The sequence below is a fragment of the Streptomyces sp. NPDC059989 genome, assembly GCF_042736975.1.
In the GTDB taxonomy this organism is placed as follows: domain Bacteria; phylum Actinomycetota; class Actinomycetes; order Streptomycetales; family Streptomycetaceae; genus Streptomyces.
The window spans coordinates 1-12820 of record NZ_JBHWUO010000100.1 but is presented as its reverse complement, the minus strand read 5'-3'; the positions used below and the strand labels follow the sequence as shown (position 1 = coordinate 12820).

General features: G+C 73.0%; 14 protein-coding genes. 7 read left to right on the top strand and 7 right to left on the bottom strand.

All coding sequences use genetic code 11. The features are described 5' to 3' along the window. Window positions 1–175: 175 nt before the first annotated feature. Together ACFWBN_RS38810 and ACFWBN_RS38805 are read right to left on the bottom strand one after the other, a co-directional pair. Window positions 176–1108 (bottom strand): SDR family oxidoreductase, encoded by a 933-nt coding sequence (locus ACFWBN_RS38810; protein ID WP_385186260.1) that lies wholly within the window; start codon window positions 1106–1108, stop codon window positions 176–178. A gap of 1 nt (window position 1109) precedes the next feature. Then, the gene (locus ACFWBN_RS38805) at window positions 1110–1910 is read right to left on the bottom strand and encodes an SDR family oxidoreductase (RefSeq protein ID WP_385186263.1); all 801 of its coding nucleotides are present in this window, start codon (window positions 1908–1910) and stop codon (window positions 1110–1112) included. Window positions 1911–1966: 56 nt separating this feature from the next. On the opposite strand from ACFWBN_RS38805, the gene ACFWBN_RS38800 reads away from it, so the two are divergent. The 5 genes from ACFWBN_RS38800 to ACFWBN_RS38780 are packed head-to-tail and all read left to right on the top strand — an operon-like array spanning window position 1967 to window position 6375. Further along, a complete protein-coding gene (locus ACFWBN_RS38800; RefSeq protein WP_385186266.1) occupies window positions 1967–2734 on the top strand; it encodes an enoyl-CoA hydratase family protein in 768 nt (255 codons plus the stop codon). Then, window positions 2731–3585: a CoA transferase subunit A gene (locus ACFWBN_RS38795; RefSeq protein WP_385186269.1), complete on the top strand. Its 855-nt coding sequence runs from the start codon at window positions 2731–2733 to the stop codon at window positions 3583–3585. Before ACFWBN_RS38800 ends, ACFWBN_RS38795 begins: the two co-directional genes overlap by 4 nt. Next, entirely contained in the window at window positions 3582–4325 is a 744-nt protein-coding gene (locus ACFWBN_RS38790; protein ID WP_385186272.1) for a CoA-transferase subunit beta, read from the top strand. Before ACFWBN_RS38795 ends, ACFWBN_RS38790 begins: the two co-directional genes overlap by 4 nt. Before the next feature lie 4 nt (window positions 4326–4329). Continuing rightward, the gene (locus ACFWBN_RS38785; RefSeq protein ID WP_385186274.1) at window positions 4330–5412 is read left to right on the top strand and encodes an NAD(P)H-dependent flavin oxidoreductase; all 1083 of its coding nucleotides are present in this window, start codon (window positions 4330–4332) and stop codon (window positions 5410–5412) included. Window positions 5413–5442: 30 nt separating this feature from the next. Next, window positions 5443–6375, top strand: coding sequence for a tyrosine-protein phosphatase (locus ACFWBN_RS38780; protein ID WP_385186277.1), 933 nt, complete (start codon window positions 5443–5445; stop codon window positions 6373–6375). A 70-nt stretch (window positions 6376–6445) separates the two neighbouring features. Here the strand turns inward: ACFWBN_RS38780 and ACFWBN_RS38775 are convergent, their stop codons facing one another. The 5 genes from ACFWBN_RS38775 to ACFWBN_RS38755 are packed head-to-tail and all read right to left on the bottom strand — an operon-like array spanning window position 6446 to window position 10854. Further along, on the bottom strand, window positions 6446–7378 hold the full coding sequence (locus ACFWBN_RS38775) for a tyrosine-protein phosphatase (protein WP_385186277.1): 933 nt from the start codon (window positions 7376–7378) through the stop codon (window positions 6446–6448). 30 nt (window positions 7379–7408) lie between these two features. After that, window positions 7409–8491: an NAD(P)H-dependent flavin oxidoreductase gene (locus tag ACFWBN_RS38770; protein ID WP_385186274.1), complete on the bottom strand. Its 1083-nt coding sequence runs from the start codon at window positions 8489–8491 to the stop codon at window positions 7409–7411. A gap of 4 nt (window positions 8492–8495) precedes the next feature. Continuing rightward, window positions 8496–9239, bottom strand: a complete 744-nt coding sequence (locus ACFWBN_RS38765; RefSeq protein ID WP_385186272.1) for a CoA-transferase subunit beta — start codon at window positions 9237–9239, stop codon at window positions 8496–8498. Continuing rightward, window positions 9236–10090, bottom strand: coding sequence for a CoA transferase subunit A (locus tag ACFWBN_RS38760; protein WP_385186269.1), 855 nt, complete (start codon window positions 10088–10090; stop codon window positions 9236–9238). The genes ACFWBN_RS38765 and ACFWBN_RS38760 overlap by 4 nt, the downstream gene beginning before the upstream one ends. Further along, window positions 10087–10854: an enoyl-CoA hydratase family protein gene (locus ACFWBN_RS38755; RefSeq protein WP_385186266.1), complete on the bottom strand. Its 768-nt coding sequence runs from the start codon at window positions 10852–10854 to the stop codon at window positions 10087–10089. Before ACFWBN_RS38755 ends, ACFWBN_RS38760 begins: the two co-directional genes overlap by 4 nt. A gap of 56 nt (window positions 10855–10910) precedes the next feature. Between ACFWBN_RS38755 and ACFWBN_RS38750 the strand changes: the two genes are divergently transcribed. Both ACFWBN_RS38750 and ACFWBN_RS38745 read left to right on the top strand, forming a co-directional pair. Continuing rightward, window positions 10911–11711, top strand: coding sequence for an SDR family oxidoreductase (locus ACFWBN_RS38750; RefSeq protein ID WP_385186263.1), 801 nt, complete (start codon window positions 10911–10913; stop codon window positions 11709–11711). A 1-nt stretch (window position 11712) separates the two neighbouring features. Further along, entirely contained in the window at window positions 11713–12645 is a 933-nt protein-coding gene (locus tag ACFWBN_RS38745; RefSeq protein WP_385186260.1) for an SDR family oxidoreductase, read from the top strand. The last annotated feature ends 175 nt before the right edge of the window (window positions 12646–12820 follow it).

The window sequence follows — 12820 nt, the reverse complement described above, 5'->3', positions numbered from 1 at the left end:
GCGCAACCAGGGCTTACGCCACGAAGGGGTGGCTTCGTGCGCGAGGACGAGGAGACACTCCGGAGGGGCACCGCCCCAACCCCCACTCCGGCCCCACCCGAGGGGCACAAACCCAGCCCCGCCGGCGATTGAGGCGCGAGGTCTGGGGCGGAGCCCCAGCAACGGCGCCGGCGATTCAGACGGAGCCGTACGCCGGCAACGGCGACTCCGCGGCAGCGAGCAGCTTCGAGGCGGCCTCCCCCGCCTCCGCCGGAGTCCACCGCGCCCCCCGATCGGCGGTGGGGCCGGGCCGCCAGCCCTCCATCACCGTGATCCGGCCCCCCTCCACCTCGAACACCCTCCCCGTCACCCCGGCGGAGCCATCCGCACCCAGCCACACCACCAGCGGGGACACGTTCTCCGGAGCCATCGCGTCGAACGCCCCGGCCGCCGGCGCGGCCATCGTCTCGGCGAAGGCCCGCTCCGTCATCCGGGTCCGCGCCGCCGGGGCGATCGCGTTCACCTGGACCCCGTACCGCCCCATCTCCGCGGCGGAGACCAGCGTCAGCCCCAGGATCCCCGCCTTGGCCGCGCTGTAGTTGCCCTGGCCGACCGAGCCCAACAGTCCCGCCCCCGACGAGGTGTTGACCACCCGCGCCGCGACCCGCCGCCCCGCCTTCGCCTCCGCGCGCCACCACACGGCCGCCGCCCGCAGCGGCAGGAAGTGCCCCTTCAGGTGCACCCGCATGACCGCGTCCCAGTCGTCCTCCTCCAGGTTCACCAGCATCCGGTCCCGCAGGAACCCCGCGTTGTTGACCAGCGTGTCCAGCCGCCCGAAGGAGTCCAGCGCGCACGACACCAGCGAGGCCGCCCCCTCCCCCGTCGCGATGTCCCCGCCGTGGGCCACCGCCTCCCCGCCCAGCGCCTGGATCTCCGAAACGACCTGGCCGGCCGGGGAGTCGGGCCCCTGCAGCCCGTCCAGCCCCACCCCCAGGTCGTTGACGACGACCTTCGCCCCCTCCGCCGCGAAGGCCAGCGCGTGGGCCCGCCCCAGCCCCCGCCCCGCGCCCGTCACCACGACCACTCGGCCTTCCGCAACGCCCTTGCCCGCACCCGTGCCCACACCCATGTCAGCTCTCCTTGTCCACGTTGCCCGCGTTGTCCATGTCGTTCACGTTGTTCACCGTCGCCGCATCCAGAAACGCCGGCCGCTCCCCGCCCCCGTGCACGAGCAGGCTCGCCCCGCTCACGTACCCCGCCCGGCCGGAGGCGAGGAACACCGCCGCCTCCCCCACGTCCGAGGGTTCCGCCAGCCGCCCCAGCGGCACGGTCGCCCCCACGGCCGCGATCCCGGCCTCGTCCCCGTAGTGCAGGTGCGCCAGTTCGGTCCGCACCATGCCCAGGACCAGCGAGTTCACCCGCACCTCGGGCGCCCACTCCACGGCCATGGACCGGGCCAGGTTCTCCAGCCCCGCCTTCGCCGCCCCGTAGGCCGCCGTCCCCGGCGAGGGCCGGGTCCCGCTCACGCTGCCGATCATCACCACCGAGCCCCGCGTGGCCCGCAGCCACGGATACGCCGCGAGCGAGGCCGTCATCGGAGCCACCAGGTTCAGCTCGACGACCCGCGCGTGCCGCTCCGCCGCGCCCTCCCCCAGCAGCCGGTACGGGGTCCCGCCCGCGTTGTTGACCAGGCAGTCGAGCCGCCCGTACCGCCCGGCGACCGCGCCGAAGAAGTCCTGCACGGCGGCCGGGTTCCGCAGGTCCAGCGGGAGGTGCGAGGCCTTGCGCCCGCCCTCCGCGACCGGTTCCTCCGGTGGCCGCCGCGCGCAGACGACGACCTCCGCGCCGGCCGCGAGGAACGACCGGGCGATCCCGGCGCCGACGCCCCGGGTCCCGCCGGTGACGACGACAACCCTCCCGTCGAGCTCCATAGGCTGCTACCTTCCTCACCTAACAAATGTTTGGTGGAAAGGTAGCTGATCCGCTCATGGGTGTCTCCACCTCAAGCCCGGACAAGGGCATCGCACTTGTCACAGTCGACTTCCCGCCCGTCAACGCGCTCCCCGTACAGGGCTGGTACGACCTCGCCGACGCCCTGCGGGCCGCAGGCCGCGACTCCGAGGTCCGCTGCGTCGTCCTCGCCGCCGAGGGCCGCGGCTTCAACGCCGGCGTGGACATCAAGGAGATGCAGCGCGACCCCGGGCACGCCTCCCTCATCGGCGCCAACCGGGGCTGCTACGAGGCCTTCGCCGCCGTCTACGAGTGCGAGGTGCCGGTCGTCGCGGCCGTGAACGGCTTCTGCCTGGGCGGCGGCATCGGCCTCGTCGGCAACGCCGACGCGATCGTGGCGAGCGACGACGCGACCTTCGGGCTCCCCGAGCTGGACCGCGGCGCACTCGGCGCCGCCACCCACCTGGCCCGCCTCGTCCCGCAGCACCTGATGCGCGCGCTGTACTACACCTCGCGCACCGCCACCGCCGCCGAACTGCACGCGCACGGCTCGGTCTGGAGGGTGGTCCCGCGCGCCGAACTGCGTTCCGCCGCCCTGGAGCTGGCCGCCGAGATCGCGAAGAAGGACGGCTACCTCATCCGGCTGGCCAAGGCCGCCATCAACGGCATCGACCCCGTCGACGTGCGCCGCAGCTACCGCTTCGAGCAGGGCTTCACCTTCGAGGCCAACCTCAGCGGGGTCGCCGACCGGGTCCGCGACACCTTCGGCAAGGAGAGCACCGGAAACAGGGAGGAGCAGTCGTGACCGACAAGACCATGACCCCCGAAGAGGTGGTCGGGCAGCTGCGCAGCGGAATGACCGTCGGCATCGGCGGCTGGGGCTCGCGGCGCAAGCCCATGGCCCTGGTGCGAGCGCTGCTCCGATCCGAGATCACCGATCTCACCGTGATCTCGTACGGCGGCCCCGACGTCGGCCTGCTGGCCGCCGCGGGCCGCATCCGCCGCCTCGTCGCCCCCTTCGCCACCCTCGACTCCATCCCGCTGGAGCCGCACTTCCGGGCCGCCCGCGAGCGCGCCGCCTTCACCCTCACCGAGTACGACGAGGCCATGTTCATGTGGGGCCTGCACGCCGCCGCCAACCGGCTGCCCTTCCTCCCCGTCCGCGCCGGCCTCGGCTCGGACGTCATGCGGGTCAACCCGGAGCTGCGCACCGTCACCTCCCCCTACGACGACGGCGAGGAGCTCGTCGCCGTCCCCGCCCTGCGCATGGACGCCGCCCTCGTCCACCTCAACCGCGCCGACCGCCTCGGCAACGCCCAGTACCTGGGCCCGGACCCGTACTTCGACGACCTCTTCTGCGAGGCCGCCGACGCCGCCTACGTCTCCTGCGAGCAGCTCGTCGAGACCGCCGAGCTCACCAAGGCCGGTCCCCCGCAGTCCCTCCTCGTCAGCCGCCACTCGGTCACCGGGGTCGTCGAGACCCCGAACGGCGCGCACTTCACCTCCTGCGTGCCCGACTACGACCGCGACGAGGCCTTCCAGAAGCTCTACGCGACCACCCCCTGGCCCGAGTTCGCCGACCGCTTCCTCTCGGGCGCGAGCGAGCACGACTACCAGTCCGCCGTCCGGACCTGGCACGAGGAGCAGCAGCCGTGACCACCACCCTGACCATCTCCCGCGCCGAATACTGTGTGATCGCCTGCGCCGAGGCCTGGCGCGACAACGGCGAGGTCCTCGCCAGCCCGATGGGCCTGATCCCCTCCTTCGGGGCCCGGCTCGCGAAGCGGACCTTCGCCCCCGACCTGCTCCTGACGGACGGCGAAGCCATGCTCGTCGGCCTCGACGGCACGGTGGAGGGCTGGCTCCCGTACCGGCGCCACCTCACCATGGTCACCGGCGGCCGCCGGCACGTGATGATGGGCGCCAGCCAGATCGACCGGTTCGGCAACCAGAACATCTCCTGCATCGGCGACTGGGAGCGGCCCGCCCGCCAGCTCCTTGGCGTGCGCGGCGCACCCGTCAACACCCTCAACAACCCGGTCAGTTACTGGATCCCCAAGCACTCCACCCGGGTGTTCGTCGGACGCGTCGACATGGTCAGCGGCGTCGGCTACGACCGCGCGGAGGCGGCCGGGCCCTCGGCCACCCGCTACCACCGCCTCCCCCGGGTCGTCAGCGACCTCGGCGTCTTCGACTTCACCGGCCCCGGCCGCTCGATGCGCCTGGCCTCCCTCCACCCCGGGGTCACCGTCGAGCAGGTCCGGGCGGCCACCGGCTTCGAGCCGGCCATCGCCGACGAGGTCCCGTACACCCGGGAGCCGACCGCGCAGGAGCTGCGGCTGATCCGCGAGGTGATCGACCCCAAGGGGCTGCGCGACCGGGAAGTACGGGGCTGATCCGATGGAGACCGCATTCACCAAGCTGGTCGGTGTCGAGCACCCGATCGTGCAGACGGGCATGGGCTGGGTCGCCGGCCCCCGCCTGGTCTCGGCCGCGGCCAACGCGGGGGCCCTGGGGATCCTGGCCTCGGCGACGATGACCATGGACCAGCTGCGGTCGGCGGTCCGCGAGGTCAAGTCCCGGACGGCGGACGGCGCCCCCTTCGGGGTCAACCTGCGCGCGGACGCCGGGGACGCGGCCGAGCGCGCCCAGCTGATCATCGACGAGGGCGTACGGGTCGCCTCCTTCGCGCTGGCGCCCTCCAAGGAGCTGATCGCGCGCCTCAAGGACGCGGGCGTCGTGGTCATCCCCTCGATCGGGGCCCGGCGGCACGCCGAGAAGGTGGCGGCGTGGGGCGCCGACGCGGTGATCGTGCAGGGCGGCGAGGGCGGCGGGCACACCGGGGACGTGGCCACGACCGTACTGCTGCCGCAGGTCGTGGACTCCGTGGACATCCCGGTGATCGCGGCGGGCGGCTTCAGCGACGGCCGCGGCCTGGTCGCCGCCCTGGCCTACGGGGCCGCCGGCATCGCCATGGGCACCCGCTTCCTGCTGACCTCCGACTCCACCGTCCCGGACGCCGTCAAGGCCGAGTACCTGAAGGCCACGGTCAAGGACGTCACCGTCACCACGGCCGTCGACGGCCTCCCCCACCGCATGCTCCGCACCGAGCTCGTCGACTCCCTGGAGCGGGCGGGCCGCACCCGGGCGCTGGTCCGGGCCGTCCGGCACGCGGCCGGCTTCCGCAAGCTCTCCGGCCTGAGCTGGCCGCAGATGGTGCGCGACGGCCTGGCGATGAAACACGGCAAGGACCTGTCCTGGAGCCAGGTCCTGCTCGCCGCGAACACCCCGATGCTCCTCAAGGCGTCCATGGTCGAGGGCCGTACGGACCTCGGCGTCATGGCATCAGGCCAGGTCGCGGGGGTGATCGACGATCTTCCGTCCTGTGCGGAGCTCGTCTCCCGCGTCATGGCCGAGGCACACACCGTGCTGGAACAGCTGCACCACCCGCACACGCTCCGCACCCTGCCACCACCAGGGTGATCCCCCTTCTCCGTCACAGGAGTCGCATCCATGAGCCGTGCCCGAATCCGCCTGGCGACCGCGGTCCTCGCCTCCGCCCTCGCCATCGGGACCCTGCCCGCCGCCGCGTACGCGGCGGCGGCGCCCGGAGCCGGGGTCAGTGCCCGGCACCACCAGCACGTCCAGGCGGAAACGATCCGCCAGATCCCCCTCCAGGGCGCGGTCAACCTCCGCGACCTGGGCGGCTACCGCACCTGGACCGGCGGCCAGGTCCGCCAGGGCCTGGTCTACCGCTCCGACGCACTGAGCAAGCTGACCGCCGCGGACATCACCACCGTGTCCGGTCTCGGCCTCACGAAGGCCATCGACTTCCGCATCCCGATGGAGGTCCAGTACGACGGCGCCGACAAGCTGCCCGCCGGACTCGCCCCCACCGCGCGCCCGGTCAGCGACCTCGGCCTCTACGGGACCCTCGTCGGCGCGATCTCCAGCGGCGACCCCGTCAAGCAGGAGCAGATGCTCGGCGGCGGCCGCGCCGAGGCCTACATGCGCGACATCTACCGCACCTTCGTGACCAGCCCCGAGAACCGGGCGCAGTTCGCGGCGACCCTGCGGGAGATAGCGGACGCCGGACAGGGTCCGCTGCTGTACCACTGCACCTCGGGCAAGGACCGGACCGGCTGGATGAGCTACATCCTGCTGCGCGCCCTGGCCGTCCCCGAGGACACCGCGGAGCGCGACTACCTGGCGTCGAACACCTTCCGCGCCACGTACGACGCCCAGGTGCGGGCGGGCCTCAAACAGTCCGGGCGGATGCAGAACCCCGACCTGCTGATCCCGCTCCAGGAGGTCCGCCAGGACTACCTGGACTCCGCGACGGCCCAGCTGGAAGCCGACTACGGCAGCTTCTACGGCTACCTGACGGACGGCCTCGGCCTGGACCTGCGGACCCTGGCGAAGCTCCAGGCCAAGCTGGTCCGCTGACGCACCACGCAAACGGCGACGCCGGGCAGCGCTTCGAAGCGCTGCCCGGCGTCGCCGTTTGCGTGGTGCGTCAGCGGACCAGCTTGGCCTGGAGCTTCGCCAGGGTCCGCAGGTCCAGGCCGAGGCCGTCCGTCAGGTAGCCGTAGAAGCTGCCGTAGTCGGCTTCCAGCTGGGCCGTCGCGGAGTCCAGGTAGTCCTGGCGGACCTCCTGGAGCGGGATCAGCAGGTCGGGGTTCTGCATCCGCCCGGACTGTTTGAGGCCCGCCCGCACCTGGGCGTCGTACGTGGCGCGGAAGGTGTTCGACGCCAGGTAGTCGCGCTCCGCGGTGTCCTCGGGGACGGCCAGGGCGCGCAGCAGGATGTAGCTCATCCAGCCGGTCCGGTCCTTGCCCGAGGTGCAGTGGTACAGCAGCGGACCCTGTCCGGCGTCCGCTATCTCCCGCAGGGTCGCCGCGAACTGCGCCCGGTTCTCGGGGCTGGTCACGAAGGTGCGGTAGATGTCGCGCATGTAGGCCTCGGCGCGGCCGCCGCCGAGCATCTGCTCCTGCTTGACGGGGTCGCCGCTGGAGATCGCGCCGACGAGGGTCCCGTAGAGGCCGAGGTCGCTGACCGGGCGCGCGGTGGGGGCGAGTCCGGCGGGCAGCTTGTCGGCGCCGTCGTACTGGACCTCCATCGGGATGCGGAAGTCGATGGCCTTCGTGAGGCCGAGACCGGACACGGTGGTGATGTCCGCGGCGGTCAGCTTGCTCAGTGCGTCGGAGCGGTAGACCAGGCCCTGGCGGACCTGGCCGCCGGTCCAGGTGCGGTAGCCGCCCAGGTCGCGGAGGTTGACCGCGCCCTGGAGGGGGATCTGGCGGATCGTTTCCGCCTGGACGTGCTGGTGGTGCCGGGCACTGACCCCGGCTCCGGGCGCCGCCGCCGCGTACGCGGCGGCGGGCAGGGTCCCGATGGCGAGGGCGGAGGCGAGGACCGCGGTCGCCAGGCGGATTCGGGCACGGCTCATGGATGCGACTCCTGTGACGGAGAAGGGGGATCACCCTGGTGGTGGCAGGGTGCGGAGCGTGTGCGGGTGGTGCAGCTGTTCCAGCACGGTGTGTGCCTCGGCCATGACGCGGGAGACGAGCTCCGCACAGGACGGAAGATCGTCGATCACCCCCGCGACCTGGCCTGATGCCATGACGCCGAGGTCCGTACGGCCCTCGACCATGGACGCCTTGAGGAGCATCGGGGTGTTCGCGGCGAGCAGGACCTGGCTCCAGGACAGGTCCTTGCCGTGTTTCATCGCCAGGCCGTCGCGCACCATCTGCGGCCAGCTCAGGCCGGAGAGCTTGCGGAAGCCGGCCGCGTGCCGGACGGCCCGGACCAGCGCCCGGGTGCGGCCCGCCCGCTCCAGGGAGTCGACGAGCTCGGTGCGGAGCATGCGGTGGGGGAGGCCGTCGACGGCCGTGGTGACGGTGACGTCCTTGACCGTGGCCTTCAGGTACTCGGCCTTGACGGCGTCCGGGACGGTGGAGTCGGAGGTCAGCAGGAAGCGGGTGCCCATGGCGATGCCGGCGGCCCCGTAGGCCAGGGCGGCGACCAGGCCGCGGCCGTCGCTGAAGCCGCCCGCCGCGATCACCGGGATGTCCACGGAGTCCACGACCTGCGGCAGCAGTACGGTCGTGGCCACGTCCCCGGTGTGCCCGCCGCCCTCGCCGCCCTGCACGATCACCGCGTCGGCGCCCCACGCCGCCACCTTCTCGGCGTGCCGCCGGGCCCCGATCGAGGGGATGACCACGACGCCCGCGTCCTTGAGGCGCGCGATCAGCTCCTTGGAGGGCGCCAGCGCGAAGGAGGCGACCCGTACGCCCTCGTCGATGATCAGCTGGGCGCGCTCGGCCGCGTCCCCGGCGTCCGCGCGCAGGTTGACCCCGAAGGGGGCGCCGTCCGCCGTCCGGGACTTGACCTCGCGGACCGCCGACCGCAGCTGGTCCATGGTCATCGTCGCCGAGGCCAGGATCCCCAGGGCCCCCGCGTTGGCCGCGGCCGAGACCAGGCGGGGGCCGGCGACCCAGCCCATGCCCGTCTGCACGATCGGGTGCTCGACACCGACCAGCTTGGTGAATGCGGTCTCCATCGGATCAGCCCCGTACTTCCCGGTCGCGCAGCCCCTTGGGGTCGATCACCTCGCGGATCAGCCGCAGCTCCTGCGCGGTCGGCTCCCGGGTGTACGGGACCTCGTCGGCGATGGCCGGCTCGAAGCCGGTGGCCGCCCGGACCTGCTCGACGGTGACCCCGGGGTGGAGGGAGGCCAGGCGCATCGAGCGGCCGGGGCCGGTGAAGTCGAAGACGCCGAGGTCGCTGACGACCCGGGGGAGGCGGTGGTAGCGGGTGGCCGAGGGCCCGGCCGCCTCCGCGCGGTCGTAGCCGACGCCGCTGACCATGTCGACGCGTCCGACGAACACCCGGGTGGAGTGCTTGGGGATCCAGTAACTGACCGGGTTGTTGAGGGTGTTGACGGGTGCGCCGCGCACGCCAAGGAGCTGGCGGGCGGGCCGCTCCCAGTCGCCGATGCAGGAGATGTTCTGGTTGCCGAACCGGTCGATCTGGCTGGCGCCCATCATCACGTGCCGGCGGCCGCCGGTGACCATGGTGAGGTGGCGCCGGTACGGGAGCCAGCCCTCCACCGTGCCGTCGAGGCCGACGAGCATGGCTTCGCCGTCCGTCAGGAGCAGGTCGGGGGCGAAGGTCCGCTTCGCGAGCCGGGCCCCGAAGGAGGGGATCAGGCCCATCGGGCTGGCGAGGACCTCGCCGTTGTCGCGCCAGGCCTCGGCGCAGGCGATCACACAGTATTCGGCGCGGGAGATGGTCAGGGTGGTGGTCACGGCTGCTGCTCCTCGTGCCAGGTCCGGACGGCGGACTGGTAGTCGTGCTCGCTCGCGCCCGAGAGGAAGCGGTCGGCGAACTCGGGCCAGGGGGTGGTCGCGTAGAGCTTCTGGAAGGCCTCGTCGCGGTCGTAGTCGGGCACGCAGGAGGTGAAGTGCGCGCCGTTCGGGGTCTCGACGACCCCGGTGACCGAGTGGCGGCTGACGAGGAGGGACTGCGGGGGACCGGCCTTGGTGAGCTCGGCGGTCTCGACGAGCTGCTCGCAGGAGACGTAGGCGGCGTCGGCGGCCTCGCAGAAGAGGTCGTCGAAGTACGGGTCCGGGCCCAGGTACTGGGCGTTGCCGAGGCGGTCGGCGCGGTTGAGGTGGACGAGGGCGGCGTCCATGCGCAGGGCGGGGACGGCGACGAGCTCCTCGCCGTCGTCGTAGGGGGAGGTGACGGTGCGCAGCTCCGGGTTGACCCGCATGACGTCCGAGCCGAGGCCGGCGCGGACGGGGAGGAAGGGCAGCCGGTTGGCGGCGGCGTGCAGGCCCCACATGAACATGGCCTCGTCGTACTCGGTGAGGGTGAAGGCGGCGCGCTCGCGGGCGGCCCGGAAGTGCGGCTCCAGCGGGATGGAGTCGAGGGTGGCGAAGGGGGCGACGAGGCGGCGGATGCGGCCCGCGGCGGCCAGCAGGCCGACGTCGGGGCCGCCGTACGAGATCACGGTGAGATCGGTGATCTCGGATCGGAGCAGCGCTCGCACCAGGGCCATGGGCTTGCGCCGCGAGCCCCAGCCGCCGATGCCGACGGTCATTCCGCTGCGCAGCTGCCCGACCACCTCTTCGGGGGTCATGGTCTTGTCGGTCACGACTGCTCCTCCCTGTTTCCGGTGCTCTCCTTGCCGAAGGTGTCGCGGACCCGGTCGGCGACCCCGCTGAGGTTGGCCTCGAAGGTGAAGCCCTGCTCGAAGCGGTAGCTGCGGCGCACGTCGACGGGGTCGATGCCGTTGATGGCGGCCTTGGCCAGCCGGATGAGGTAGCCGTCCTTCTTCGCGATCTCGGCGGCCAGCTCCAGGGCGGCGGAACGCAGTTCGGCGCGCGGGACCACCCTCCAGACCGAGCCGTGCGCGTGCAGTTCGGCGGCGGTGGCGGTGCGCGAGGTGTAGTACAGCGCGCGCATCAGGTGCTGCGGGACGAGGCGGGCCAGGTGGGTGGCGGCGCCGAGTGCGCCGCGGTCCAGCTCGGGGAGCCCGAAGGTCGCGTCGTCGCTCGCCACGATCGCGTCGGCGTTGCCGACGAGGCCGATGCCGCCGCCCAGGCAGAAGCCGTTCACGGCCGCGACGACCGGCACCTCGCACTCGTAGACGGCGGCGAAGGCCTCGTAGCAGCCCCGGTTGGCGCCGATGAGGGAGGCGTGCCCGGGGTCGCGCTGCATCTCCTTGATGTCCACGCCGGCGTTGAAGCCGCGGCCCTCGGCGGCGAGGACGACGCAGCGGACCTCGGAGTCGCGGCCTGCGGCCCGCAGGGCGTCGGCGAGGTCGTACCAGCCCTGTACGGGGAGCGCGTTGACGGGCGGGAAGTCGACTGTGACAAGTGCGATGCCCTTGTCCGGGCTTGAGGTGGAGACACCCATGAGCGGATCAGCTACCTTTCCACCAAACATTTGTTAGGTGAGGAAGGTAGCAGCCTATGGAGCTCGACGGGAGGGTTGTCGTCGTCACCGGCGGGACCCGGGGCGTCGGCGCCGGGATCGCCCGGTCGTTCCTCGCGGCCGGCGCGGAGGTCGTCGTCTGCGCGCGGCGGCCACCGGAGGAACCGGTCGCGGAGGGCGGGCGCAAGGCCTCGCACCTCCCGCTGGACCTGCGGAACCCGGCCGCCGTGCAGGACTTCTTCGGCGCGGTCGCCGGGCGGTACGGGCGGCTCGACTGCCTGGTCAACAACGCGGGCGGGACCCCGTACCGGCTGCTGGGGGAGGGCGCGGCGGAGCGGCACGCGCGGGTCGTCGAGCTGAACCTGGTGGCTCCGATGACGGCCTCGCTCGCGGCGTATCCGTGGCTGCGGGCCACGCGGGGCTCGGTGGTGATGATCGGCAGCGTGAGCGGGACCCGGCCCTCGCCGGGGACGGCGGCCTACGGGGCGGCGAAGGCGGGGCTGGAGAACCTGGCCCGGTCCATGGCCGTGGAGTGGGCGCCCGAGGTGCGGGTGAACTCGCTGGTCCTGGGCATGGTGCGGACCGAACTGGCGCACCTGCACTACGGGGACGAGGCCGGGATCGCGGCCGTGGGGGCGACCGTGCCGCTGGGGCGGCTGGCGGAACCCTCGGACGTGGGGGAGGCGGCGGTGTTCCTCGCCTCCGGCCGGGCGGGGTACGTGAGCGGGGCGAGCCTGCTCGTGCACGGGGGCGGGGAGCGGCCGGCGTTTCTGGATGCGGCGACGGTGAACAACGTGAACGACATGGACAACGCGGGCAACGTGGACAAGGAGAGCTGACATGGGTGTGGGCACGGGTGCGGGCAAGGGCGTTGCGGAAGGCCGAGTGGTCGTGGTGACGGGCGCGGGGCGGGGGCTGGGGCGGGCCCACGCGCTGGCCTTCGCGGCGGAGGGGGCGAAGGTCGTCGTCAACGACCTGGGGGTGGGGCTGGACGGGCTGCAGGGGCCCGACTCCCCGGCCGGCCAGGTCGTTTCGGAGATCCAGGCGCTGGGCGGGGAGGCGGTGGCCCACGGCGGGGACATCGCGACGGGGGAGGGGGCGGCCTCGCTGGTGTCGTGCGCGCTGGACTCCTTCGGGCGGCTGGACACGCTGGTCAACAACGCGGGGTTCCTGCGGGACCGGATGCTGGTGAACCTGGAGGAGGACGACTGGGACGCGGTCATGCGGGTGCACCTGAAGGGGCACTTCCTGCCGCTGCGGGCGGCGGCCGTGTGGTGGCGCGCGGAGGCGAAGGCGGGGCGGCGGGTCGCGGCGCGGGTGGTCAACACCTCGTCGGGGGCGGGACTGTTGGGCTCGGTCGGCCAGGGCAACTACAGCGCGGCCAAGGCGGGGATCCTGGGGCTGACGCTGGTCTCCGCCGCGGAGATGGGGCGGTACGGGGTCCAGGTGAACGCGATCGCCCCGGCGGCGCGGACCCGGATGACGGAGCGGGCCTTCGCCGAGACGATGGCCGCGCCGGCGGCCGGGGCGTTCGACGCGATGGCTCCGGAGAACGTGTCCCCGCTGGTGGTGTGGCTGGGTGCGGATGGCTCCGCCGGGGTGACGGGGAGGGTGTTCGAGGTGGAGGGGGGCCGGATCACGGTGATGGAGGGCTGGCGGCCCGGCCCCACCGCCGATCGGGGGGCGCGGTGGACTCCGGCGGAGGCGGGGGAGGCCGCCTCGAAGCTGCTCGCTGCCGCGGAGTCGCCGTTGCCGGCGTACGGCTCCGTCTGAATCGCCGGCGCCGTTGCTGGGGCTCCGCCCCAGACCTCGCGCCTCAATCGCCGGCGGGGCTGGGTTTGTGCCCCTCGGGTGGGGCCGGAGTGGGGGTTGGGGCGGTGCCCCTCCGGAGTGTCTCCTCGTCCTCGCGCACGAAGCCACCCCTTCGTGGCGTAAGCCCTGGTTGCGC